Annotated in this window: 24 protein-coding genes and 2 tRNA genes; 12 read left to right on the top strand and 14 right to left on the bottom strand. The window is 65.2% G+C overall.

Translation table 11 applies throughout. The features are described 5' to 3' along the window. Nucleotides 1-31: 31 nt before the first annotated feature. On the bottom strand, nt 32-781 hold the full coding sequence (locus HSRCO_RS11625; protein WP_259517807.1) for a hypothetical protein: 750 nt from the start codon (nt 779-781) through the stop codon (nt 32-34). 92 nt (nt 782-873) lie between these two features. Between HSRCO_RS11625 and radB the strand changes: the two genes are divergently transcribed. Beyond that, nucleotides 874-1,572 (top strand): DNA repair and recombination protein RadB, encoded by a 699-nt coding sequence (radB, locus tag HSRCO_RS11620; RefSeq protein WP_259517806.1) that lies wholly within the window; start codon nt 874-876, stop codon nt 1,570-1,572. A gap of 43 nt (nt 1,573-1,615) precedes the next feature. On the opposite strand, the gene HSRCO_RS11615 is transcribed toward radB, so the two are convergent. After that, nucleotides 1,616-2,758 carry a CBS domain-containing protein gene (locus HSRCO_RS11615; protein WP_259517805.1) on the bottom strand — a complete coding sequence of 381 codons (1,143 nt, stop codon included), beginning with the start codon at nt 2,756-2,758 and terminating at the stop codon, nt 1,616-1,618. A gap of 140 nt (nt 2,759-2,898) precedes the next feature. Here HSRCO_RS11615 and HSRCO_RS11610 point away from each other — a divergent pair, with 140 nt between their 5' ends. Both HSRCO_RS11610 and HSRCO_RS11605 read left to right on the top strand, forming a co-directional pair. Beyond that, nucleotides 2,899-4,185: a PQQ-binding-like beta-propeller repeat protein gene (locus HSRCO_RS11610; RefSeq protein ID WP_259517804.1), complete on the top strand. Its 1,287-nt coding sequence runs from the start codon at nt 2,899-2,901 to the stop codon at nt 4,183-4,185. Further along, nucleotides 4,185-4,823: a hypothetical protein gene (locus HSRCO_RS11605; protein WP_259517803.1), complete on the top strand. Its 639-nt coding sequence runs from the start codon at nt 4,185-4,187 to the stop codon at nt 4,821-4,823. Before HSRCO_RS11610 ends, HSRCO_RS11605 begins: the two co-directional genes overlap by 1 nt. 45 nt (nt 4,824-4,868) lie before the next feature. Here HSRCO_RS11605 and HSRCO_RS11600 read toward each other — a convergent pair whose 3' ends face one another. The 3 genes from HSRCO_RS11600 to HSRCO_RS11590 form a co-directional block, all read right to left on the bottom strand. Beyond that, nucleotides 4,869-5,012, bottom strand: a complete 144-nt coding sequence (locus HSRCO_RS11600; protein ID WP_259517802.1) for a hypothetical protein — start codon at nt 5,010-5,012, stop codon at nt 4,869-4,871. Between the two features lie 100 nt (nt 5,013-5,112). Next, a complete protein-coding gene (locus HSRCO_RS11595; protein ID WP_259517801.1) occupies nt 5,113-7,371 on the bottom strand; it encodes a PAS domain-containing protein in 2,259 nt (752 codons plus the stop codon). 302 nt (nt 7,372-7,673) lie between these two features. Further along, a tRNA-Val gene (locus HSRCO_RS11590) sits at nt 7,674-7,748 on the bottom strand. A gap of 157 nt (nt 7,749-7,905) precedes the next feature. Here HSRCO_RS11590 and trpD point away from each other — a divergent pair. The 6 genes from trpD to HSRCO_RS11560 all read left to right on the top strand — a co-directional run bounded on the left by trpD (nt 7,906) and on the right by HSRCO_RS11560 (nt 15,296). After that, nucleotides 7,906-8,910 carry an anthranilate phosphoribosyltransferase gene (gene trpD / locus HSRCO_RS11585; RefSeq protein ID WP_259517800.1) on the top strand — a complete coding sequence of 335 codons (1,005 nt, stop codon included), beginning with the start codon at nt 7,906-7,908 and terminating at the stop codon, nt 8,908-8,910. A gap of 1 nt (nt 8,911) precedes the next feature. Further along, nucleotides 8,912-9,550: a phosphoribosylanthranilate isomerase gene (locus tag HSRCO_RS11580; RefSeq protein WP_259517799.1), complete on the top strand. Its 639-nt coding sequence runs from the start codon at nt 8,912-8,914 to the stop codon at nt 9,548-9,550. Further along, a complete protein-coding gene (trpE, locus tag HSRCO_RS11575; RefSeq protein ID WP_396266398.1) occupies nt 9,547-11,118 on the top strand; it encodes an anthranilate synthase component I in 1,572 nt (523 codons plus the stop codon). Before HSRCO_RS11580 ends, trpE begins: the two co-directional genes overlap by 4 nt. Next, complete coding sequence (trpG, locus tag HSRCO_RS11570) at nt 11,115-11,717, top strand: anthranilate synthase component II (RefSeq protein WP_259517798.1); 603 nt, start codon at nt 11,115-11,117, stop codon at nt 11,715-11,717. The genes trpE and trpG overlap by 4 nt, the downstream gene beginning before the upstream one ends. 278 nt (nt 11,718-11,995) lie before the next feature. After that, nucleotides 11,996-15,160, top strand: coding sequence for an adenosylcobalamin-dependent ribonucleoside-diphosphate reductase (locus tag HSRCO_RS11565; protein WP_259517797.1), 3,165 nt, complete (start codon nt 11,996-11,998; stop codon nt 15,158-15,160). Between the two features lie 4 nt (nt 15,161-15,164). Further along, entirely contained in the window at nt 15,165-15,296 is a 132-nt protein-coding gene (locus HSRCO_RS11560; protein WP_259517796.1) for an HVO_2523 family zinc finger protein, read from the top strand. On the opposite strand, the gene HSRCO_RS11555 is transcribed toward HSRCO_RS11560, so the two are convergent. Continuing rightward, nucleotides 15,297-15,935, bottom strand: coding sequence for a TVP38/TMEM64 family protein (locus tag HSRCO_RS11555; RefSeq protein ID WP_259517795.1), 639 nt, complete (start codon nt 15,933-15,935; stop codon nt 15,297-15,299). 79 nt (nt 15,936-16,014) lie between these two features. Between HSRCO_RS11555 and HSRCO_RS11550 the strand changes: the two genes are divergently transcribed. Further along, nucleotides 16,015-16,380 (top strand): DUF5830 family protein, encoded by a 366-nt coding sequence (locus tag HSRCO_RS11550; RefSeq protein ID WP_259517794.1) that lies wholly within the window; start codon nt 16,015-16,017, stop codon nt 16,378-16,380. Here the strand turns inward: HSRCO_RS11550 and HSRCO_RS11545 are convergent. Continuing rightward, nucleotides 16,364-17,341, bottom strand: coding sequence for a hypothetical protein (locus tag HSRCO_RS11545; protein ID WP_259517793.1), 978 nt, complete (start codon nt 17,339-17,341; stop codon nt 16,364-16,366). The genes HSRCO_RS11550 and HSRCO_RS11545 overlap by 17 nt on opposite strands. 399 nt (nt 17,342-17,740) lie before the next feature. Here HSRCO_RS11545 and HSRCO_RS11540 point away from each other — a divergent pair. Then, a tRNA-Met gene (locus HSRCO_RS11540) sits at nt 17,741-17,891 on the top strand. Between the two features lie 264 nt (nt 17,892-18,155). Here the strand turns inward: HSRCO_RS11540 and HSRCO_RS11535 are convergent. The 3 genes from HSRCO_RS11535 to HSRCO_RS11525 all read right to left on the bottom strand — a co-directional run bounded on the left by HSRCO_RS11535 (nt 18,156) and on the right by HSRCO_RS11525 (nt 20,401). After that, on the bottom strand, nt 18,156-18,713 hold the full coding sequence (locus tag HSRCO_RS11535; RefSeq protein ID WP_259517792.1) for a TIGR02587 family membrane protein: 558 nt from the start codon (nt 18,711-18,713) through the stop codon (nt 18,156-18,158). Beyond that, a complete protein-coding gene (locus tag HSRCO_RS11530) occupies nt 18,710-19,888 on the bottom strand; it encodes an NAD-binding protein (RefSeq protein ID WP_259517791.1) in 1,179 nt (392 codons plus the stop codon). Before HSRCO_RS11530 ends, HSRCO_RS11535 begins: the two co-directional genes overlap by 4 nt. A gap of 84 nt (nt 19,889-19,972) precedes the next feature. Further along, nucleotides 19,973-20,401 carry a universal stress protein gene (locus HSRCO_RS11525; protein ID WP_259517790.1) on the bottom strand — a complete coding sequence of 143 codons (429 nt, stop codon included), beginning with the start codon at nt 20,399-20,401 and terminating at the stop codon, nt 19,973-19,975. A gap of 234 nt (nt 20,402-20,635) precedes the next feature. On the opposite strand from HSRCO_RS11525, the gene HSRCO_RS11520 reads away from it, so the two are divergent. After that, a complete protein-coding gene (locus HSRCO_RS11520; RefSeq protein WP_259517789.1) occupies nt 20,636-20,896 on the top strand; it encodes a hypothetical protein in 261 nt (86 codons plus the stop codon). A 25-nt stretch (nt 20,897-20,921) separates the two neighbouring features. On the opposite strand, the gene HSRCO_RS11515 is transcribed toward HSRCO_RS11520, so the two are convergent. From HSRCO_RS11515 to HSRCO_RS11500, 4 genes are read right to left on the bottom strand one after another with little or no spacing between them, the layout of a single operon-like run. Further along, nucleotides 20,922-21,533 (bottom strand): YbhB/YbcL family Raf kinase inhibitor-like protein, encoded by a 612-nt coding sequence (locus HSRCO_RS11515; RefSeq protein WP_259517788.1) that lies wholly within the window; start codon nt 21,531-21,533, stop codon nt 20,922-20,924. Then, complete coding sequence (locus HSRCO_RS11510) at nt 21,534-22,025, bottom strand: GNAT family N-acetyltransferase (protein ID WP_259517787.1); 492 nt, start codon at nt 22,023-22,025, stop codon at nt 21,534-21,536. A 40-nt stretch (nt 22,026-22,065) separates the two neighbouring features. Continuing rightward, complete coding sequence (locus tag HSRCO_RS11505) at nt 22,066-22,992, bottom strand: DMT family transporter (protein WP_259517786.1); 927 nt, start codon at nt 22,990-22,992, stop codon at nt 22,066-22,068. 45 nt (nt 22,993-23,037) lie between these two features. Next, a complete protein-coding gene (locus HSRCO_RS11500) occupies nt 23,038-23,532 on the bottom strand; it encodes an HPP family protein (protein ID WP_259517785.1) in 495 nt (164 codons plus the stop codon).

Below are 23,532 nucleotides of genomic sequence, written 5' to 3'. Positions count from 1 at the left end.
GAATACCGCATGGCCCGGGTTCCTGCCGGCATCACGTCCCATCGCTGTCGTCGGAAACGGCATCCCCGTGTTCGACGATGGCCTCGTCGAGGGTGAGGTCGCCGCGGGCGACCCGTCTCGCGAGCGCTTCCGTGATGGTCCGGTTGTCCGTCGAGCGTTCACGAGATCGACTCTTGATGACCTGGATCTCGCCCTCGGTCGGTTCGATGTTTCGCCCCTCGATGGCCGTCCCGGAACGACGGGCGATGTTGACGGCGGCGAGGACGTCGCCCATCCCGCGAGCCCCACTCCCGAGATGGGGCGACGTCCCCGACTCGTCGACCAGTTCGACGGCGACGTCACCCAGTTCTTCGAGTAGCCGGGCCCCGTGCAGGCGAGCACCGTCGCCGAGTCTGACAAGCGCGTCGGTCGATCCGTCGAGCTCTCGGTGAATGGTGGCCGCGGCATCGTCGATCGGCACCTGAAAGGCTGCCACTACCAGGTCGCCGTGGAGCACGGCGATTCCCGGATCGGTCCCCGGGTCCACGCCGACGACCAGCGGTCCCTCGCCGGATCGAAGCGCTGCCATCGCCTCGTCGACCGCTGCTCGTGGGTCGGTCGGGTCGGCCTCGACGATCGGGACGTCGGCCGCTCTGTCCTCTCCCGGACCGACGATGACCACTGCGGCGTCCGACGGCAAGTCCGCGCCCGCGCGAATTGTGGTGAAATCGCTCCCGCGAGCACGGAGTGCCGCGACCACGTCGTGGTAGACTTCGAAGTTCTCCGTGGCGACGACGATCACTAGCCCTAACTCGGCGGTCTGTGGGCAAAAGTCCGGTGTCGACATCCCGGCAATCGGGGTGTTTTTCCCACGGTCCTGCCTACTGGCCGGTAGTGACCGACACCGGACTGTCGACGGGCTGTTCGGCCCTCGACGAACTCCTCGGCGGTGGACTGGAACGGGGCACCGTCACACAGCTGTACGGCGCTCCGGGCGCGGGGAAGACCAACGTCGCGCTGAGTGCCGTCGTCGAGGCCGTCGCCGACGGCGGTACGGCGGTGTTCGTCGACACCGAGGGGCTCTCGGTCGAACGCTTCGAACAGGTCCTCTCCGCCAGGGTCGACGACGTGGAGGCCGCCTCGTCCCGGGTCATCGTCCAGGCCGCCCACGACTTCGAGGAACAGACCGAGGCCGTCCGCGACGTCGCGGACTTCGCCGAGCGGGCGGACGTCGTCGTCCTCGACAGTGCGACTGGGTTCTACCGCCTGAAACGGACCGAGGACGAGGAGAGCGGCGACGCACTCCGGGAGGTCGCCAACCAGGTGACTCACCTGCTGTCGCTCGCTCGACGCAACGACCTCGTCGTCGTCATCACGAACCAGGTCTACAGCGACCCGGAGAGCGACTCGGACCGGGTCCGCCCGCTCGGCGGGCACACGCTCTCGCACTGGACGGGAACGGTCGTCCGTCTCGACCGGTTCCGCGGCGGGAAACGTCGGGCGACCCTCGAGAAACACCGCTCCCGTCCGGAGGGCGAGACGGCCCAGTTCGCCATCACGGGGTCGGGTATCGAGAGCGCCGGTCCCAGGTGACCCCGGAACGACGACCGGCAATACCGGGAGAAGCGGTCTCCGTCTACAGTTCGTTGAGCTTGCGGAGCAACTGCCCCTCGTACTCGGCGTCGGCCTGGATGCCCTTCATCTCGAGGACGTTGCGCTCCAGTTTGTCCAGCGCGACGTAAAAGGCGTTGTCGGCGCCGTACCCCTCACCCGAGCCAGCTGCCTGGCCCTTGTTGGTCCGGAGACGGATCTGGGACTGGATCAGCGGGGTCCCGCGGAGCTTCTCCTTGTGCTGGTGGAATCGCACGTGGGCGTGGTGGACCTGCATCTCGCTGTACTTGTCGGCGATGGCCGCGATGTCCTCGCGGATCTCGGTCCGGGTGATGGCATCGAGCAGGTCGATGTTGGTGATCTGGACGTCCATACGCTCCTCTTCGGTGAACGTGAGCGCCCTGAGGACGTCCGTCTTGGTGACGACGCCGATGACCGAGCGGTCGTTCCCGGCGTCCGTGACGATGAGCCCGGAGAAGTCGTTCTCGAGCATCTCCTCGACGGCCTCCTGGACGGAGTCCTCGAGGGTGACGGTCTCGACGGGACTGGTGAGGACGTCCGCCACCGGGATATCCAGGATGCGATCGATCTCGCCGGCCCGGTCGCCCGTCGTCGCCTTGTCCATGTCCCTGATGACCACGTCGACGACGTCGTGGATGGTCACGACGCCCGTGAGCAGGCCTCGTTCGTCGACGACCGGGAGTCGGGAGATACCGTGCTCGCGCAGGCGGTTGATCACGACGCCGACGGTATCGCCCTTCGAGATGGTGATGGGGTTCTCGGAGTAGATGTCGGCGACGTCGAGGGCGTCGAGATTCTCGAGGACGGCGTCGAGGATGTCATCCTCGGTGATGATTCCGTGCAGCACCTCGCCGTCGAACACCGGCGCGACCTTCGTGTTCCCCTCGACGAGCATCCGGGCCGTCTCGCGGATGTCTTCGTGCTGATCGACCTTGGGGGCGGGGTTCGTCAACGAGGACGCCTTCGCGTCGTCCTCGACGTGCGACTGGAGCAACTGGCGTTCGGTGATCACTCCGGCGTACGAGCCGTCGTCGGTGACGATGATACCCTTGGGATTCTCGGCTTCGAAGACGGCACGAACCTTCCCGAGACGTTGTCCGGCGTCGACCTCGACGAAGTCCGTAGCGGCGATATCGGCGATATCCATACCTGCGAACGTTTGCGTGGGAGCGTCTTGAAGGTTGTTCAACCGCCAGGATTTCCGACCTGTCCGGTCCCGTGGTAGCCGCCGTCCGTGAGTCGAACGTATCACAACACTCACAACATTTGCGGACCCTCTGGCCGGTAATGGCTGCCACCCGTCGAAAGCTCCTGCAGACCATCGCCGGCACTGCCTCCGTGGTCGGTCTCGCGGGACTGGCTGGCTGTTCGTCTTCCTGTCCGGATTCCGACCCACCTACTCCAGAGGAGACGATCTCCATACTGGCCGACACCCGTGGCCCGTTCGAGACCACGCCGTCAGGCGTTTGGAATGGATTCGCCGGTGACGTGGGGAATACGGGGTACGCGGGTCGTTCGCTACCAGACGGCGATCTCGTCGTCCGGTGGCGGATCGATCTCGCCCTGCCGGACACGGACGCCGGGAGCCTCTCCGCGAGCGCTCCGACCGTCGGTGAGGGACTGGTGCTCGTCGCCGACGAACGACGTGTTCACGCGCACTCGCTTCGAAGCGGCGATCGTCGCTGGGCCACCGACGAGGTCTCACCGACCACCGACGACGCGATAGCGGAGTATCGGTCGAACACCGTCGCTCCGGTTTTCGGCCCGGCGGGAACGGTGCTCGTCGGGGCGACGGATGGTCTCGTTGCCCTGGACCCGTCGGACGGGTCGGTACGATGGCGGATCGGGAACATGACCCGGGTGAGCAGACCGGCCGTCCTCGACGGGACCATCATCGCCCTCGGGACGGAGCGGCTGGTGGCAATCGCGCCCGACGGGACCGAACAGTGGCGCCGGCCGGCGAACCGACTGTCGGCCCCGGTGCCACCCGCTGCGGGCGACGATCGTATCGTCTATCCGAGCGGCGATGGCGTCGTCGCCCGCGATGTGGAACGCGGTTCCCAGACCTGGGTACGGGACCGCCAGACGGAAACGCAGCTGGTGGTCGACGACGGGACTGCCGTCCTCGGCAACGACGAGGGACTCCACGCCATCGAGCTGGACACGGGGGACCCGCTGTGGACGTTCAGCCGTGGAGAGTTCCGCGCGCTGCTCTCTCCGGTCGTCACGCCCGAAAACATCTACGCGGTAGAGCAACCGGGAGAGGCGGGGGCGGCGACGTTCGCACTCGATCGGACAGACCGCGAACCAACGCCACGCTGGTGCTCGTACGTCGGGAGTGGGGCGGTCACGGCCGCCACGGACGACCTCGCGCTGACGACCATGTCACTGGGGAGCGGTCCGGACCGCGCGCAGTCGATCGTCGCGTTCACGGCGGAACTGGGCGCGTCCCCGTGGGCCATCGAGGGCGGGTCACATCCACGGGCGTGGGTGACCCCACCTGCCATCGTGGCCGGCGCCATCGTCGTGACGACGCGGGGCGGGACGGTGGTCGCTATCGGGGGTGCAGACTGATGACCGAGCGTCATACGCAACTCCTCGGTATCGTCGCGGCGATGGGCGGATTCCTCCTCGCGGTCAGCGCGATTCCACCAGGCTGGTATGGCGTTCCAGCACTGGACTCCTACGTCTTCGACCCGGGGCTCGGTAGTCCGCTGTGGATCCACCGGACCGTGATGCCCGTAGTATCGGTCCTCGGGGTCCTGGGGCTGTTTCTGGGCCTTCTTGGCCTGCTCAGACGGGACTGGGCCAGCGCCGGTCGGTTACGTCGCTGGAGCGGCGTCATCGCGCTGGTCGGCCTCGGCGGACTGACTGTCACCACACCGATACTCGCGTTTGGCGCCTTCGGCGACACGGGCACGGACACGGTGTTGGCACTCGTCGGGGTCGTTCTGGGTGGGATCAGCGTCCTCGTGCTGACCATCGCGCTCGTCTTCCTCGGCCTGGGATACGTCCGAACGACGCGCCCACTCCTCGGATACGTTCTCGGCGGCGTGGTCGTCGTCCTGCCGCTGGTCGTCTACGTCGCTCCCGATACGATGGCGACGTTTGCGGCGTCACTGCCGGTGGCGCTGGCGGCCGCAGTCATCGGTCACGACCTCTATCATCGACCGGAACCCCTCCCCCGGTACATTGGGACCGACGTCGAGTGACGATTCGGTCGGTGTACTGTTGCCCTGGCTCGGTCACCGACTGGGTCACTCGCGACCCTTTCTCACTTCACGCACGTGGGCGTGTCCACGGAACGTGTCGGCGAACCACTCGAAGCCGGCACGGAGTGACTGCCAGGCCCGTTCTGCGAGGGACGGCGCCGGTCCGCTGGATTCGTCGTTCGAATCCATCGTAGGTGGATGTTAACAATTCTCATGTATAAATCACGCGGCGATTGATGGCCCGCCGTCGCTTTCGTGAGGACTGGACCGCTCCGGATCTCCGATACCGTCAGTCGTCGTGAGCCCGGGGCAATTCGATCCGAACGACGTTCCCCCGTGGTTCGTTCTCTTCGAACGCCAGCGATCCGGAGGAGTGGTCGACGACGAGTTTGACGAACCACAATCCCAGGCCACTTCCGTGGTGAAGTTCGCTGATCGTCTCCCCTCGCAAGACCCCGCGGTCCATCTCAGATATCGTCTGGTTCGTATCGATCACGGAGACGGTGGCGGCCCGTCCGGTGGTGCGTATCTCGATGATTACCGAGGGATCGTCACGGTTCGCGTGGACGATACTGTTGGTGAGGAGCTCCTCGATAGCGTCACCGATGGCCCTATTCGCGGTTACGTGGACACGCTCGTCGACGTGGACGGCTATCTCGGCGGTTGGGAACGTCGACCGAACCCGTCGAACGGTCTTCGTGACCACTTCGTCGAGGTCGAGGACCCCGATCGGGGGCACGTCGGAGAGGAATTCGGTGATCTTGCGTTGCTTGTCGGCGATATCGAGCAACGTCTCGCTGTTGGCCATGATCGCGGTGGCGTGGTGTTCAAGGTCGCCACTCGTCGCATCGCGGATCATCTCCGCGTAGCCGAGGACCACGTTCATGTTGTTGCTCACGTTGTGTCGCAGGACACGATCGAGCACCTGTAGCTGGCGCTGGTGCTCCTTGAGGTCGGTCACGTCCCGACAGATCGCGAGCGTCCCATCGACGTTCCCCTGGTCGTCGACGGAGGGATATCGGGTCGTGGAGAAGGTGCGTTCACGACCGTCCGGGAACCGTGGCGACACCTGATAGGAGACCGGCTGTTCGGTCTCGATGACTCGTTGTTTCATCTCGCGAACCGTTCTGGCGACCGTCTCGTCCATGAACGCGGTCTCGTCGCTGCCGATCAGCGATTCCCTGTCCATTCCCGCGAAGTCCGCGACGGCGTCGTTGAGGACGCGGAACGTCCCATCGCGGTCCTGGAGCATCACCGGGTCGTCGATCCGCTCGACGATGTCGGTGAACGTCCGATGTTCGGCCGCGAGGTTCCGGTTGTAGATGAAATATCCCAGGTTGTTCCCGATGGTCTCGAGCACGTCGAGTTTCTCCTCGTCCAGGCCGTCTCCTGTCGGGACGTGGACGGTGAGGACTCCATACTGCTCTCCGTCGTGTGTGATTGCGATCCCCGCCCCCGAATGCGATGGTCCCTCCGAACCGTGGTGACCGAACGGCGGTTCTGTCACGTCGTCGATCGTGAGGGCACCCGCCTCGAAGACGGCCTCGACGTATGCATCAGTGTGGAGCCCTTCGACCTCGGCCGAATCCAGTGTCCAATCCCGGGCACAGGTGACGTCGGCCTCCGCCGTATCGAGGAGGTGGATGAACGTACAGGTGAAGTAATGACTCGACCCCATGAGGTCGGCGACGAGCGGGACGATCTCGTCGATATCGTTCGACCTGACGAGCGCCTGATTGACGTCGGACATGAGCCGTCGATACTCCGATTCCCGTTCGATTGCGGCCTCTCGCTTCCGATCCTCGGTGACGTCCCGCATCGATGCTCCGACACCTCGTATGTCGCCGTTCGACCCCTCGAGCGGAAAGAGCCGAACGTCGAGGATTCGCTCCTCGCCCTCGCGATTTTCGCGGGAGATCTCGGTCTGGACCGGACGACCGTAGAGAGCCGTCTCGATCATCGGCTCCACTCGATCGAACTCCTCGGGATCCAGGACATCGGCCAGCGAACGGCCGGCTATCTCGCCCGTTTCGATCCCGTGGTACTGTCGATATTCGTTGTTGGCGAAGAGGTACTCGTGATTCGTATCGATCGCCGCCAACAGATCCTTCGAACTCTCGACGGTCTGTTTGAACTGTCGTAACGATAGTTCCTGATCCCGTCGCTGGATGTCGACCCACCCGGTCAGCAGGCCTGGAATACTCCCGTAACTCGCGAAGGTCCCGATGAGATACAGCGAATGGGGCGGTGGTCTGCCGCCGGTTGACGCGTAGATAATCAGCCCGATGCCGACGATGGTCATCCACCCGACCCCGAACAGCAACCACAGAATCAGTCGGGTCATCGCTTTTCGGTCCCAGTGCTGTCTCCACACCCAGGTCCCGATCGCGACGGTGCCGAGTGTCATCACGAGTGGCACTGCTCCACCGATAAACGCACTCAGTGGTGGTTGTTCTGTCTGGAGGTGTTGGATGTTGATGGCCGATAACCCGATTCCTATCCCGATAATGACGAGCGACCAGCGTCGGGACAGCCAACCACTTCTCACTGGTCTCAATTCGATGGCTGCCGGGATAACAGTTTTTATAACTGAAAAACAACCATCCCGATTCTGATCGTCACGTGAGCACAGGTGGTTCTCGTATTGTGGCGGTCCTCAGACAGCGCTGTCTACCGCATTCCGGCCGCTGACGCTCGCCACTCGGATCCGTTGAAAAGTGGGTTTGGGCGGATTGTGAACCACGCGGACGTCGCTACGCTCGTCCGCTGGGCTCAAATCCGCCACCCACTTCTCTTCCGGAGGGACCGCGACGAGCGGGGCTGCCGCTCGTCGCTTTGGGGTTCGAGAAGTGGGTTTGGGCGGATTTGAACCGCCGGCCTCCTCCATGTCAAGGAGGTGTCATAGCCAGACTAGACCACAAACCCTGTCCGGCACTCGTCTGCTCGCACTCAATCGTATCCGGTGGGGACAATTGAAGGTTTCGAATCGGCAGCCCCGACAGACCGCTGGCGCACTCGCAAGGGTTAAGTTGTTGTACAGAGTTGTCCATCACAACGCAACAATGTACATTGGGGGCCTACCATGAACGATATCATCGAGCGGGTGGTCGAAGGGCAGGATCTGACCGTCGATCAGGCTCGGGAGGCAGCGACACGGGTCTTCGACGGGGCGACCGAGGCGCAGATCGGTGGCCTGCTCACCGCACTCCGGGCGAAGGGCGAGACGGAGACCGAGATCGCCGGGTTCGCCCAGGGGATGCGCGACGCCGCGCGGACCATCGATCCGGACCGAAGTCCGCTCGTCGACACCTGTGGCACCGGCGGAGACGACTTCGACACCATCAACGTCTCGACCACGAGCGCGATCGTCGCGAGCGGGGCCGGCGTCCCGATCGCGAAACACGGCAACTACTCCGTCTCGTCGTCGTCGGGAAGCGCGGATGTCCTCGAGGAGGCGGGGGTGCGGGTCGACGCGGAACCGACCGCGGTCGAGTCGGCCATCGAGACCGACGGCATCGGGTTCATGCTCGCGCCGGTGTTCCACCCGGCGATGAAGGCCGTCATCGGGCCTCGCAAGGAACTCGGGGTCCGGACCATCTTCAACGTCCTCGGTCCACTCACCAATCCGGCCGGGGCGGACGCACAGGTCATCGGCGTCTACGACGCCGACCTCGTGCCCGTGGTCGCTCGAGCGCTCTCTCACATGGACGTCGAGCACGCGCTGGTCGTCCACGGCGCGGGTCTCGACGAGATCACCATCCACGACGAGACGACCGTCGCGGAAGTCCGGGGCACTGACATCGAGGAGTACACGCTGACGCCGGCCGACCTCGGTATCGATCACCACACCATCACCGACGTGGCGGGCGGGTCGCCGACGCAGAACGCAGAAGACATGCGCCGGGTCGTGACCGGCGAGGCGAACGGCGCGAAACGCGACATCATCCTGGCGAACGCCGGCGCAGCCATCTACGTCGCCGGCGCGGCGACGTCGCTCGCGGACGGCGTCGAGGCCGCCGATCAGGCCATCGCCGACGGTGGGGCCGCAGCGAAACTCGCGGACCTCCAGTCGGCGGTCGCCACCTGAGATGCCCCGCGTGAAAGTGTGCGGGTTCACCCGCGAGGAGGACGTCGCGATGGCCATCGATGCAGGGGTCGACGCGGTCGGCGCCATCGTCGACGTGCCGGTCGAGACGCCTCGAGAGATATCGCAGGACCACGCTCGGCGACTCTTCGCTGGCGTCCCGCCGTTCGTGACGACGGTCCTCGTCACGATGCCCGAGACGGTCGGCGCTGCGGTCGACCTCGTGGAGCGGGTCGGACCCGATGCGCTACAGGTTCACGCCGGACTGTCGCCGGACGAGGTCGCCGCCCTCACGGAGTCCATCGATGCAGACGTGATCGTCGCCGTCGACGCTACGTCGGCGGACTCGGCACGACAGTACGCCACCGTTGCGGACGCCGTCCTCGTCGACTCCACCGACGAATCGGGTGCCGGCGGCACCGGTCGGGTGCACGACTGGGATCGGACGCGGTCACTCCGCGACGAACTCGACGCGCCTCTGGTACTGGCTGGCGGGCTCACTCCCGATCTCGTCGGATCCGCCATCGAGACGGTCGAACCCTATGCGGTCGACGTCGCCTCGGGCGTCGAGTCCGACGGTGGAATCAAAGACCGCACTGCCGTCGCCGACTTCGTTCGAGCGGCGAGGAGCGCAGAGTCGTGACCAGTCTGAACCTCGACCGCGACGAGTTCCGCGATCTCGTCTCGGGGTCCGACCCTGTCGTGGCTCGCGTCGAGGTGCCCCTCTCCGTGGACGTCTCGCCACTCGCCGCGTACGCGACCCTGGCCGGGAACGACGATTACGGGTTCTTACTCGAGAGTGCGGAGAAGACGTCCGCAAGCGATCCCGACGGGGCGTTCTCGCCGACTACTGGCCCCGAGGAACGCCATGCCCGGTTCTCGTTCGTGGGGTACGACCCGGACGCGGTGGTCACCGTGGACCCGAGCGGCGACGACGTCACGACCCTCCGGGACTCGAGTCTCCTCGACTACGTGGCCACGGGGGACGGTGACGCACTCGACCGTCTGCGCCAGGCACTGCCCGCGGTCGAGCGTCGAGGGTTCCCGGAACGGGACCGCCAGTTGCTCGATGGCGGACTCGTTGGCTTCATCGCCTACGACGCGGTCTACGACCTCTGGCTCGAGGACGTCGGCGTCGAGCGACCGGACTCGACGGTCCCCGACGCGGAGTTCGTGTTGACGACGCGAACGCTGGTCTTCGACGACCTGGCCGAGAGCGTCTCGCTCGTGTTCACACCGCTCGTCGCTCCGGACGACGATCCGGACGCGGTCTACGACGAACTGCGAGCAGAAGCCCAGCGCGTCAGCGAGGCACTATCCACTGCGAAACCGCCCGAGACGGGTGGTTTCGAGCGGTTCGACGATCGAACCGGTTCGAAAGAGACCTACGAAGCGGCCGTCGCGAGGGCGAAGGAGGCCGTCTTCGAGGGCGAGATTTACCAGGCTGTCATCTCGCGGACGCGAGAACTTCGCGGTGATGTCGACCCACTCGCGCTCTACGAGTCGATGCGGTCGGTGAACCCCTCGCCATACATGTACCTGCTGTCCCACGGCGAGCGGACCATCGTCGGGGCGAGCCCCGAGACGCTGGTCTCCGTCGACGGCGAGACCGTCCTGAACAACCCCATCGCGGGGACCTGCGCCCGGGGGACGAGCCCCGTCGAGGACCGTCGACTGGCCGGTGAGATGCTGGCCGACGAGAAGGAGCGCGCCGAACACACCATGCTTGTCGACCTGGCGAGAAACGACGTCCGCCGGGTCTCCAAACCCGGGAGCGTCGACGTGCCGGAGTTCATGCGCGTGCTCAAGTACAGCCACGTCCAGCACATCGAGTCGACGGTCACCGGAACGCTGCGGGATGACCGGGACGCCTTCGACGCGGTTCGCGCCTCTTTCCCGGCCGGCACCCTCTCCGGTGCCCCGAAGATCCGTGCCATGGAACTCATCGACGAGTACGAGGAGACCCCTCGCGGCGTATACGGTGGAGGAGTCGGCTACGTCTCCTGGCAGGGCGACGCCGACTTCGCCATCGTCATCCGGACCGTGACGGTCGACCACGGCGACGAGGACACCATACGCGTGCGGGCCGGGGCCGGCGTGGTGGCCGACTCAGATCCGGCGAGCGAGTACGCGGAGACCGAATCGAAGATGGACGGGGCGCTGGCGGCCCTCGAGCGCATCGAGTCGACGGCACCGGAGGCGTCGCGATGAACGTCCTCTTCGTCGATAACTTCGATTCGTTCACCTACAACCTGGTCGAGTACGTCTCCGATCAGCGCCTCGCCGATGGGACCTCGCCGGAGACGACCGTCGTCCAGAATACCGCGACGCTCGACGACGTCCGGGCGGCCGACCCGGACGCCATCGTCATCAGTCCGGGACCGGGCCATCCCGAGAACGACCGTGACGTCGGCGTCTCTACGGGGGTCCTGCGCGAACTCTCGCCCGAGATTCCGACGCTCGGTGTCTGTCTGGGGATGGAGGCCGCCGTCTACGAGTATGGCGGGAGCGTTGGACAGGCCCCCGAACCGGTCCACGGGAAGTCCTCACCGATCCATCACGACGGGGTCGGTCTCTTCGATGGCATCGCCGACGGATTCCAGGGTGGGCGCTATCACTCGCTCGTCGCCCTCGACGTCCCACCGGCGTTCGCGGTGACGGCGACGACGGACCACGCGGGGCAAACGATTCCGATGGCGATTCGCCACCGTGAGCATCCCATCGTCGCCGTTCAGTTTCACCCCGAGAGCGTGCTCACCGCCGCCGGCCACGACGTCATCGAGAACTTCCTCGCCACGGTCGAGGCCTGACCCGGCCGGAACGACGGTCCGTCGTTCTCCGTCACCGGCTGTTCACTTTCAGTCCGCTTTGCGAGGTCTTATACAGGACCCCTTCTATCCATGTACTGCTCACACGCCCGTCGGTGCGACACCAGAATCGCCCGACCGAACCACGGGAGCGGGTGCGGGGAACCCAACCCATATGCGCCGGTAGCGGGTATGGTCTCACCACGCTCTCGACTTTCAAGGACATCAAGCATGCACGGCTACACTGCGTTTACCACGACTGTACGCGAGGGGGATCGAATATGAGTGCCGACGGAACGGACGCGGGGGATCTGACGCTGCCGATCAAGCGTGTCACGGGGGACGCGCTCGAGGAACGTCTCACTGCCAACGCCTACCACAACATCCTGCCCGCACGATATCTTCGCAAGGACGCGGACGGCAATCTCGTCGAGGAACAGGAGGGGCTGTTCCGTCGCGTCGCCAGGAACATCGCGCTCGCGGAGGCCTTCTACGAGGCCGACCGGAAGGACGAGACAATCACGGTGACGCCGGACCAGATCAAACCGGACCATCCACGACGTGACGAACTGGCCGCAGCGGTCTTCGGCGACGGCGTCACCACCGACGATGACGTCGAGACGGCGCTCACCGAGGAGAATGTCAACAAGTTCGCCTACGAGACAGTCGTCCCCGAACTCCCGGACGACGTCCGCGAGCACGTCGAATCGGTCGCCGCCGAGTACGAGGAGCTCATGTCCACGCTCTCATTTATGCCGAACTCGCCGACGCTGATGAACGCCGGCGACGAGCTCCAGCAGCTCTCGGCCTGTTTCGTCAACTCGCCGGCGGACGACCTCGCCGACATCCACGAGACCGCCAAGGAGGCAGCGTTGACCTTCCAGAGCGGCGGCGGTATGGGGTACGCCTTCTGGAAGCTCCGGCCGTACGGCGACGCCGTCGGCTCGACCGGTGGCATCGCCTCCGGGCCCATCACGTTCATGCGGACCTTCGACCAGATGACCGAGACCATCGCCCAGGGCGGGACCCGCCGTGGGGCCCAGATGGCGGTCATGCGCGTCTCACATCCCGACGTCATCGAGTTCATCCACTCGAAGAACAAGGACGTCTCGCTCGCCCACGCGCTCAAACTCAACGACCCCGACGACCCCACGTACACCGACTTCTCGGAGGCGCTCGAGGAGGCCCGCGAACTCATCGACGAGGACGGTCGCGTCCCCAAACACCTTCGGAACGCCGTCGAGGGCCATCTCTCCAACTTCAACATCTCCGTCGGTATCACCGACGACTTCATGGACGCCCTCTACGCGGACGAGGAGTACACGCTGACGAACCCACGAACCGAGGAGCCCCACATCGCGACCGCCGAGACCAAGGAGATGTACGGCCGCTATGGCCTCGGCGACTACGTCGAGGTCGGCGAGGAGCTCTCTATCCCCGCGTCGGTTCTCTGGGAGCGCATCGTCGGCGGGGCCCACGAGAACGGCGAACCCGGCGTCATCTACCTGGAGCGCGCGAACAAGGAGCACTCCTTCGACGTCAAGGAGCACCCCGACCACCGGATGCTCGCCACGAACCCGTGTGGCGAACAGCCACTCGAGGAGTACGAAGCCTGCAACCTCGGGCACATCAACCTCTCGACGGTCGCCGCCGAGGACGGGGCCGACTGGCGGGTCTGGTCGGCCGCACACGCCGACGAGTACGACAGCCAGGCCGAGGCGGTCGACGCCTTCCTCCAGGAGAGCATCGACTGGGCGGAGTTCGACCGTCGCATCCAGTGGGGGACCCGGTTCCTCGAGGACGTCGTCACGATGTCGGACTTCCCGGTCGAGGAGATCACCGAGAAGGTACGCGAGATGCGCAAGATCGGACTGGGTATCATGGGACTCGCGCAGCTATTCGTCCAGTTGGGGATGCAGTACGGGTCGGCGGAGGCCAACGAGGTCGCCCGACAGCTCATGACCTACATCAACCACGAGTCGAAGTGGGTCTCCCACGAACTCGCCGAAGAGCGCGGCAGTTTCGAGGAGTGGGGCGACTCGAAATACGCCGATCCCGAACGGTACGATGAGTGGTTCGAACACCACACCGGTCAGGACGCGACGGCGTGGAGCGACGGGTTCCCGATTCGCAACCACAACACCACGACCATCGCCCCGACCGGAACGACCTCGATGGTCGGTAACACGACCGGCGGCTGTGAGCCCATCTTCAACGTCGCCTACTACAAGAACGTCTCCGACGACGTCCAGGGCGACGAGATGCTCGTCGAGTTCGACGACTACTTCCTGCGTACCCTGGAGGCCAACGACGTGGACGTCGAGACCGTCAAGGAGGAGGCCAAGACGCAGATGGCCGCAAACGAGTTCGACGGCGTCGTGGGACTCTCGACCGTGCCGGACGCCATCTCTGAACTCTTCGTCACCACCGGTGACCTCTCCGGGAAAGAACACGCGTCCATCCAGACGGCTCTCCAGGAAGGCGTCGACTCCTCCATCTCGAAGACGGTCAACTTCCCCAACGAGGCGAGCGTCGAGGACATGGACGAGGTCCTCAGGTACATCTACGACCACGGCGGCAAGGGCGTGACAGTCTACCGGGACGGCACTCGCTCCAAACAGGTGTTGACCACTCGCGCGAAGAACGCTGACTTCGCCGACATGGACGAGGACGAAGCGGCCGAGGCTATCGTCGAACGCATCGAGACGGTATTCGGTGGCCTGGGCGAGTTCCTCGACCGCGAGGACGTCCACGAGCTGATCGGCGAAGACATGGCCGCGATCGTCCCGGAGAACGGGTACGCCGAGAAGCGTGCCAGACCGGACGCCCTTCAGGGCGTGAGCCAGCGCGTCGACACCGGCTATGGCAAGATCTACGTGACCATCAACGAGGACCCGAAGACGGGCCGACCCTTCGAGCTCTTCGCCAACATCGGTCACTCAGGTGGCTTCACCAACTCCTTCACCGAGGCCCTCGCGAAGGTCGTCTCGACCGCGCTGCGCTCGGGCGTCGACCCCGAGGAGATCGTCGACGAGTTGAAGGGCACCCGCAGCCCGAAGGTCGCCTGGGACAAGGGCGAACAGATCAACTCCATCCCGGACGCCATCGGCACGGCGATGCAACGGTACCTCAGAGACGAGGTCGACAAACCGTATCCGCGCCAGGAGACCCTCGACGACATCGCCGAGGAGGAACGCGAGGCGGCCCAGGCGGCTCCGGATGCCACCACCCACGAGACGGACGGCGGGCCGACGGCGGCCGCCGGAACTAGCGAGCAGCCAGCAACGGCGGGTGCCGATCAGGGAACTGCCGCCTCGGACGACTCCACACAGTCGCTCATCGACGCCGGCGAGAGCCCCGAATGCCCGGAGTGTGGATCGATGGACCTCTACTACTCCGAGGGATGCAAGACCTGCCAGTCCTGTGGCTGGAGCGAGTGCAGCTAGGCCGATGCCCTCGGACACCGACGAACCGACCCGTCGGTGTCCGCGCTGCGAGACGCCGATACGCACGCGACACTGCAAACTCGTCTGCCCGAATCACGGCGTCATCGCCGACTGTTCGGATCCCTTCTGGTTCTGACTACCGTCGTCTACCGATCGTGCGATAGACCGGGCCTGCGAGCAACACGATAGCCCCGGCCAGACCGATACCCACCAGCCACCAGTCTACGGTCACGTCCTCGACCGCGAAGACCGTCATCGAGTGGCCGACGGAGACCGCCGCGATGGTCCAGGGGAGTTCTCCGGCCACGGTCCCGAGCACGAACGCGGGAAGCGATACCCCACCCGCGCCGGCGGCCGCCGAGACGGGTTCGGCGGGGAGCGGTGCCAGCCGCGCCGCGACGAGGCCCCGAAACCCGCCCATCTGGCGAAAGTAGGCGTCACTGCCCGCGGTCAGTCGACTCAGCAGTCCGTCCGAATCTGGAACCAATCGGCCGGCAGCGTAGGGGACGAGGCTCGTGTACGCGGCACCCAGGAGTGCGATCGGAACGCCGACGAGTACGCCGAACCGGAAGCCGACCAGCGCGGAGATGGCCGTCACGGGCCATCCGAGCACGGGTCGGACACTGTAGAGGGAGAGCAGGACGAGCGGAAACCACGGACTGGTAGCGATCCTTCCCAACAACGGCCCCACGGTCGCCGGGCGAACGGTGGCAGCGAGCGCCAAGAGTGCGAGGGCGAAAAGCCCGATGCCGACGCCACGACGCGAGATCCGCATCGACCGGTATTCGAACGACGTCACCTTGAACATCCCGTTCCACGGAAGGGTTAATTGCCCGCACTCCCTCACTGTTCCCGTGTCGGATTCCGAGCCAGACCCCGTGGAACTCGGCGTTGAACTCCTCTCGAAACTCGAGGACCCGGAGCTATCGGTCGCGACGGTGGTGGATCGACTCGAGTCGGTGACGACCCACCCCCGGACAACGCGGCAGATACTGGAGACGGCGGCGGAGCGCGGCGTGATCGAGCGGGATGGATCGACGGTCAGTCCCCGGGGTGGCGACTACGTTCGCTTCGAGAGCGAGGTGATCCAGAAGGAGGGCGAGTTCACCTGCCAGCGCTGCAGCGCGGAGATTTCGACGGGGTACTTCATCGATCTGGACGCGGGCGAACTCGGTCCCTACGGATCGTCGTGTATCCGGACGGTCACCGGTCGGGAATGAGGTCGTAGAGGTCCTCGACCCACTGCTGTTGGGCCTCGAGGATCTCGCGCTGGCGTTCGATGGACTCCTCCAGTTCGGCCAGCTCCGCGCGCAGTTCTCCCGGATCGATAGCCGGTTCGACCTTCGTCGACGCCGCAGTAAACCCCTGCTGTTCGAGTTCGTCTGCGGGGTCGGTCGTCGATTCCGTCGGTGCGTCGGAGGACTCCTCGGCCGGAGCAGCCGACGCCGCTTCGCTCGCCTCCGGGTCGCCCGCTCCGATCGGATCGACGTCACTTTCGAAGGTGACGTCGCCTGAATCGCCGGCGGTTTCGATGTCTTCGTCGTCGGCCCGCCGGGCCTCGAACGCCTCGATCGAGTCGACCCCGTGGAAGGCGAGGATGGCGTCTTCCATGGTCTCCCGGACCGCACGGAAGGACTCGTTCGGGGCCTTGATGCGCTGGGTTCGCCCGTCAGTTCGCACCACGAACTGCGAGGAGACGTTGCCCTCCTCGATGTCGATACCCGTGATGTCGTCGAAGGGGATCTCCTCGAACTCCCGGTCCCACACGGCGCTACCGATGTGCTTGACCAGTCGATCGCTCGTGACGACGACGGTGAGTTCGCTGAACCGGAACGTCCGGATCACGGTCTCGCCGGGCCCCGTGACGTCGTTCGCGTTGAGCACGCCGGCGAGCACCGGGTGGAGTGCGCGGTCGACCGAATTGAGCGGGATGGCGAACTCCTTGACGCCGTCCGTTCCGTAGTCCAGTTGGACCGTCGCCTTTCGTCGGCCAGTCGAGACGGAGACGCGTTCGGCGGTGTGCGGGAATTCGGCGACGGATTCGTCGCTGAGAAGTCCTTCGGCGGAGTAGCGGATGGTCCGGGTCGGGGTGACGTAGAGACCGTCCTCGCCTTTGAGGGAGACGTGGGCGGCGACCTCCTCGTCCCCGAGGGACTCCGCGACGAGCGTGGGAACGTCCATATTGTCGGTGTACCGGGGTGGCGATATAAACCCGGCGGGAAGAGGGAGGTCTGAGCGCAGCGAAGACCTCCGAAAACTGAGCGGAGACCGTAGGGAACCGCGAAGAGGGCGGGGCATGAGCGAAGCGAATGCCCCGAAGATGCGAGCGGTGAGCGAAGCGAGCCGTGAGCCGGGAGGCGCGAACGTAGTGAGCGCCTCCAAATTGCGAACGGTGAGCGAAGCGAGCCGTGAGCCGGGAGGCGCGAACGCAGTGAGGACCTCCGAAAACTGAGCGGTGACCGGAGGGATCCGCGAAGCGGGCGGAGTCGATCCAGCCCCGCGAATCCGGTGTGTGAGACCGCCTAATCGCCCGCCTGAATTACGAAGATTAAAGGGTGCCAGCGGCATACGCCGACATGAGCCCGGGTGGCTTAGCTGGTCATAGCGCCGCACTCATAGGGTTCAGAGAATCGGTGCGGCCGCCGTTCGGCGGCTCCCATGTCTCCGAGGCGCGCCCGAGCCTCGAACCTGGGACATGCGGAGGTCGAGGGTTCGAACCCCTCCCCGGGCATTCTATTCAGAACGACGAGCTACCTGTGAGTCGTTCGTCCCTCGAATGCCCGGGAGCAGTCGAACCCGGAGGTTCCCGACGAACGGAGCGAGCGAAGCGAGCGAGTGAGTCGGGAGTACGCGAGAACTCGTTCTCGCGGTAGTTCGAACCCCTCCCCGGGCATTTTTCCAGCGATGGGGGCTGCGAGGCGCGAGCGACGCGAGCGCCTCGATGACGTGAGTGGAGAGGAACGACCAGCGAACCGTTAGCGAATGGGTGGCCCACTTAACTCCCGGGCAGGATATCCCCGAGCGCGCCCCCGATGGACATCGGCACCATCGCGACCAGTATCTGGCTCACCGCGAACCACGGTTCGGCCCAGTCGACGCGGCCCCAGACGGTCATCATGGCCGTCGCAGTGAGCAGCGAGGCGCCGAGCACACCGACCAACCGACGCGGAACGAGTCCGAAGAAGGGCTCGTGGACCCGGACGTCCTGGATGTCGGCCACGTAGATGATACCGACGGTCAGTCCGACCACGAGCGCGATGGTGACGATCATCGCCAGGGGACGGGTTGCGATGTACGACCCAGCTTCGTTCGTCCCGCCCTCGACGAACATCGGGATACCGAGCAGCAGGGAGCCGACAGTGGCCTCGGTCAGGTCGGCGCGGTCGAACCCGCGGATCACCCGACCGAAGACCGGCGGTGTCCCAATGCGTCGGGCGGTGGCGATGGCCTCATCGACCTGTTCGCGCGTCGCCTCGCTCTCGAGGTTCGTTTGGATGGCTTCCAGGTCGTCGATGAGGTCGACGACGGTCGGGTCTCCAACGGAGTCACTCATTTGGACGCCCCTCCCGTCACGTCACTTGGGCGGTCGGATTCGAGGAGTTTGTCTGCGACGTCCTCGATGCCCGATGTGCCGAGGGCAGAGCGGACGAGAAGGTGGGCACCGATCACCTGCGGGCTGATGACGGTGCTCGCCCCGGCGCGACGTAACTTGGTGACGTTGTCGCGGTCGGTCGCCGCGGCGACGATACGGACGGACTGATTGAGCTCGCGTGCGGTCATGATGGCGAAGGCGTCGTCGGGGTCGTCGTCGGTAGCGGCGACGACGGCTTTCGCCGTTTCGATGCCCACCCGCTCGAGGACCTCGTCGTCGCTCGGGTCGGCGGTGAGGACGTCGAAGCCGCGGTCGCGCAACGACGTCGCTCGCTCGCTGTCCGGGGTGACGACGACGATGGTCGCGCCGTCGAGTTCTTCGAGAATCGGTTCTGTCAGGTCGCCATAGCCGAGGACGATGACGTGGTCCTCGAGCAGGTCGTATCGTAGTTCGCTCATGCGTCCGAGTGTTCGTGCGAGGCGGCGTTCGATCGCCGGGCCGAGCAGGGCCCCCAGTGCGGCCGCGAAACTGGCGGTTCCGAGGACGACGACGGTCATGGTGAACCAGCGCGCCAGCTCCGTTGCTGGCGTCACGTCACCGTAGCCGACCGTCGAGGAGGTGATCAGGGTGAAGTAGATGGCGTCGGTGACGGTCTCGATGTCGGCGAACTGTGCCCGGAGGGCGAACGCCCCGACGCTTCCGTAGAGCTGTGTTCCGAATATGGCAACCGCCGCCGCTGTCTGCGTCGTCGACAGGGCGAGCGACTGGTCGAAGGTCCGCCGGTTGCGGTAGACCGTCGGCAACGACACCAGCGAGAGGACGATCAGCGGCACCGAGAGCGGACTCGACTGGACCAGCCCCTGGATGGCCGTCACCGGAAAGAGCACCAGCGTTCCGTACCACGCGACGCGGAGGTGTCGTCTGAGACCGAGCGCTCCCAGGAGGATCGCGAAGCCGGTCATGGCCCCGGTGAAGCTGGCGGCCTGGCTGAGTCCGGCCGGGACGACCGGGAGGAGGGGGCCGATGGATTCGCCAGCGCCGATATTCGCGACACCGGTCAGGATAGAGAGGGTTCCGACGGTGGTCGTCAGGAGGACGGCGGCTCGTGCGCCGAGCAGGCCCGTTCGTCGCTCCATATCTCCCCGTCCCGGGGCTCCCCGATAAAACCTCACAGTTGTGGCGACGCTGCGAACCGGTATCGTCGGTGTTCGCGATTCAGCTCAGTCGCCGACCTGGACGGTCAGTACCGGGACGGCGGACTTCGCGACGACCTGCTGGGCGACGCTTCCCAGCATCGCGCGCTGGTCCTGTTCGTCGTGGTTGCCCATCGTCACGAGGTCGACGTCCGTCTCGAAGCAGTAATCCAGGATGACCTCCGCCGGGTTGCCACGACGGACTTCTTCGACGGTCTCGAGGCCGGCTTCTGCGGCCCGGTCCGCGACCGCAGCGGTCGCTTGCTCGCCCGTGGCGGTGAGTTCGGCCACCACCTCGTCGACCGTCTCCGCGCCGAGGGTGATGAACGAGCGGGTGTCGACGACGTAGAGCGCGTGGATCCGTGCGTCACGGCGGCGGGCGATGTCCAGCGCGTGGTCGACGACACGGTCGACGTCGTCCCCACCGTCGGTCGGCACCAATATGTCCTCGTACATGTGGTGGCTGATTCTCGCGGTCCCCGGGCGATGAGGGTATCGATATCGGCTCGGGGAGCGGCGATATCCGAGTTACGGATGCAGCGCCCTCGATAAATGGTTAGCGGCCACGAGCGCTGTCGATGAAACGTCGTAGGTGGCGTATTCCGCGCGTGAAAGGTCGTGAACTCGGTCCAACGGACAGCCCATTATATCGTCGTTGCACCCCATCGATTACTCGACGAGGTGAATCCCATGTCCCGGCCCTCCACTCCAACCGCCCTGAACGCCGATCAACTAGCCAGTACCCTGTCCGGTGCCCTCTCTGGGTACGAGACGATTCTCCGCCCCATCGAGGCCATCGCCTTCTGGGCAGCGGTCGTCATGCCCTTCGTCTACCTCCCACTGTTACTCACCGGTCTCGAGACCTCCTCCGAACAGGTCGCGGTCGTCGCGCTCGTCGCCGTCCACGTCCTCTCGCTGGTGGTCGGAAAACGATACAGCCCGCAACGGTAAGTCTCTCCCGGACTGGTCCCCCCTTCTATCGTCCGAACGTGCCTGTGAGGACGTCGGTCGTCACTGTAGCGTCGTCGAGTGCAGGTTCGACCGTCTCCCGGCCCGCTTCGGCTTCGACATCCAGTCGTGAATCGAGGGCGTAGGCCCGGAACCGATAGGTGTGGGGACCGTCGTCTTCCGGGGGGCAGGGGCCCCGATAACCGATGGAGCCGAAATCGTTCTTTCCCTGTGAGGCATCGTCGAGTGCGCCGACGATCTCGGTCGGTTCCACGGCTTCTGGAATCTCGGTCCGGTCGGCGCCGACGTTCCAGATCACCCAGTGGGTGAACGTTCCGCCCGGAGCGTCGGGGTCGTCCACGATGATGGCGAGCGTCTGGGCCGCCAGTGGAATCCCCTCGAAGACGAGTCGCGCCGAGACGTCCGCACCGGAGCAGGTGTGCCGGTCGGGGATCGTCTTTCCTTCGTCGAACGCCGGGCTGGTGACGCGGAATCTCTCACCGTCATTGCTATCGCCGCTGTCGGTATGTCCATCGTCAACGCCTTCGTTCCCACCGCCTCCCGGGGAGCCGGTACACCCGGCGGTTCCGAAGATCGTGACGGCGATACCACCCAGAAATGCGCGTCGATTCTCGAACATCTATTGATCCTCTGCTCGTTCGAATATGGCTTCCTCGTACCGTTCTCCACTGATCGTCGTGGTGTCGGTATCGACGCGGTCCAGTCCCAGCGCCCGATAGAACGCACATCCCCGCTCGTTGGCCGCGAGTGCCATGGCTCGGACAACATCGATATCCCCTGCCGACATCGTCTCCACCGCCGCTTCGTACAACGCGGTCCCGACGCCCGATCGACTGTGGTGGGGATCCACGTAGAGCCGGAGGACGTGTCCCGTCCGGTCCGACCGGTGGGTCTGAACGAACCCGACGACTTCTCCGTCGTGCTCGGCGACGAAGATGGACGAGCGGGGATTGGCCAGGTCGGCCCGGATGCTATCGTGACTGTACCACTCCTCGATACCGTCGCTGATGGTCTCCCGGGTCAGGAACGGAGGGTAATCGGTGTCCCAGGATCGCTCGGCGACCCGTCTGATGGCCTCCACGTCACCCCCGTCGGCACGACGGATCTCCATGTCCGTAAATACAGGAACAATGACAAAAACTGTATCGGCGTCAGGAGTGGAACATCCGGCGGAGTCGGGAGAGCTCCCGACCGAGTTCCTCGCGTTTCAGGAGCCAGAAGCCCATGAAGATGATGACGAACCCGACCACGGAGGTCACGGTGATGACCTCGCCCAGGAACACCCAGCCGGAGAGGGCGGCGAACACCGGAGCCACGTACGAGACGAGGTTGATCTCGATAGGGCCGAGTCGCGCCAGCAGGTCGAAATAGATGAGGAACCCGATAGCGGACGCGGCGATGGAGAGATAGGCGAGAGCGAGGATGGCCGTCGGGGTGATCTCGACGGCGCCCGCGTTCTCGCCGATTGCCAGACTCGCCACGTGCATCAGTCCTGCACCGAGCACCATCGACCACGCCTCCATCGTCTCGATGGGCAACGGGGCATCGATGACCTTCGTGAGGACGGTGCCCAGCGCGAACGAGAGGGCCGCCAGGAACACGAGGAATTCGCCGAGAACCTTCGGTTCGGTGAGCGTACTCAGCCTGGGATTCGAGAGGACGAACACACCGACCAGGCCGAGGAACAACCCCAGGAGACCGAGCGTGCTCAATCGTTCTCCCGGGAGGAAGGCCCGCGCGAACCCGGTCGTCAGGACTGGACTTAGACTGACGACGATCGCCGCCGCGGCACTCGTCGTGTGCTGTTCGCCCACGAAGAGGAAGGCGTGATAGGCGGCGATCATGAGCGTCCCGCCGACGCCGACGAGGAGCCACTCGTCTCGGCCACTCGGAACCCAGTGGTCGACGGCGAAGAACGCGTAGCCCAACATGATGACGCCGGCGATGTCGTAGCGAACGGCCGCGAAGAGGACCGGTGCCGGTCCGAACGGGTCGAGTCCGGCCTTTATCGCCATGAACGCAGTCCCCCACACCGCCGCGAGCGTCACGAACAGCCCGACGTTCCGATACGAAGACACGGGTCGATATGTGAGCCGACCCGCGTTGACGGTTTCGAAAACCGCCTACCGATCCAGTCGTTCCTCGTAGAGCGCCCGGAGGACGTCCTGTCGGGTGATGATGCCTTCCACGTACCCGTCGACGACGACCGGGACGCGGTTGATATCGAGCTCCTGGTCCGCGAGCACTTCGAGCACCGATTCGATGTCATCGTCCGGCGCCACCGTCACCACGTCCTCGGTCATCACCTCGCTGACCGGCTTGCTCGCGTTCCGTAACAGGTCGAGGTTGACGTCCAGGTCGTTCCAGGAAATGTCGACGGCGTATTCGACCGGTTCGAGGAACGGCGGGAAGCCGACGGGGATCCAGAGCGTTCGCTCGCTCGGCTGGAAGATGTCGACGAGGTCGCGCTGTGTCACGATGCCGACCAGACGTCCGTCGTCGTCGACGACCGGGAAGCCGGTGAACGTCCGGCGGGCGAGTTTGGTGAGGACGTCGCTCACCTCTTCGTCGGACTGGACGGTCTCGACATCATGGGTCATCACGTCGCGTGCGTCCAT

Source organism: Halanaeroarchaeum sp. HSR-CO, assembly GCF_024972755.1.
Taxonomy (GTDB): domain Archaea; phylum Halobacteriota; class Halobacteria; order Halobacteriales; family Halobacteriaceae; genus Halanaeroarchaeum.
The sequence above is the reverse complement of the archived record's forward strand: the minus strand, read 5'-3'. Positions and strand labels throughout refer to the sequence as shown.

Coding starts and splice junctions, on each gene's coding strand:
- HSRCO_RS11530 (WP_259517791.1), bottom strand. CDS start 19,888: ATGGAGCGACGAACGGGCCTGCTCGGCGCACGAGCCGCCGTCCTCCTG.
- trpD (WP_259517800.1), top strand. CDS start 7,906: ATGAACGATATCATCGAGCGGGTGGTCGAAGGGCAGGATCTGACCGTC.
- HSRCO_RS11555 (WP_259517795.1), bottom strand. CDS start 15,935: ATGCGGATCTCGCGTCGTGGCGTCGGCATCGGGCTTTTCGCCCTCGCA.
- HSRCO_RS11605 (WP_259517803.1), top strand. CDS start 4,185: ATGACCGAGCGTCATACGCAACTCCTCGGTATCGTCGCGGCGATGGGC.
- HSRCO_RS11545 (WP_259517793.1), bottom strand. CDS start 17,341: ATGGACGTTCCCACGCTCGTCGCGGAGTCCCTCGGGGACGAGGAGGTC.
- trpG (WP_259517798.1), top strand. CDS start 11,115: ATGAACGTCCTCTTCGTCGATAACTTCGATTCGTTCACCTACAACCTG.
- HSRCO_RS11615 (WP_259517805.1), bottom strand. CDS start 2,758: ATGGATATCGCCGATATCGCCGCTACGGACTTCGTCGAGGTCGACGCC.
- HSRCO_RS11600 (WP_259517802.1), bottom strand. CDS start 5,012: ATGGATTCGAACGACGAATCCAGCGGACCGGCGCCGTCCCTCGCAGAA.
- HSRCO_RS11500 (WP_259517785.1), bottom strand. CDS start 23,532: ATGGACGCACGCGACGTGATGACCCATGATGTCGAGACCGTCCAGTCC.
- HSRCO_RS11580 (WP_259517799.1), top strand. CDS start 8,912: ATGCCCCGCGTGAAAGTGTGCGGGTTCACCCGCGAGGAGGACGTCGCG.
- HSRCO_RS11510 (WP_259517787.1), bottom strand. CDS start 22,025: ATGGAGATCCGTCGTGCCGACGGGGGTGACGTGGAGGCCATCAGACGG.
- HSRCO_RS11525 (WP_259517790.1), bottom strand. CDS start 20,401: ATGTACGAGGACATATTGGTGCCGACCGACGGTGGGGACGACGTCGAC.
- HSRCO_RS11565 (WP_259517797.1), top strand. CDS start 11,996: ATGAGTGCCGACGGAACGGACGCGGGGGATCTGACGCTGCCGATCAAG.
- HSRCO_RS11535 (WP_259517792.1), bottom strand. CDS start 18,713: ATGAGTGACTCCGTTGGAGACCCGACCGTCGTCGACCTCATCGACGAC.
- HSRCO_RS11515 (WP_259517788.1), bottom strand. CDS start 21,533: ATGTTCGAGAATCGACGCGCATTTCTGGGTGGTATCGCCGTCACGATC.
- HSRCO_RS11560 (WP_259517796.1), top strand. CDS start 15,165: ATGCCCTCGGACACCGACGAACCGACCCGTCGGTGTCCGCGCTGCGAG.
- HSRCO_RS11610 (WP_259517804.1), top strand. CDS start 2,899: ATGGCTGCCACCCGTCGAAAGCTCCTGCAGACCATCGCCGGCACTGCC.
- HSRCO_RS11520 (WP_259517789.1), top strand. CDS start 20,636: ATGTCCCGGCCCTCCACTCCAACCGCCCTGAACGCCGATCAACTAGCC.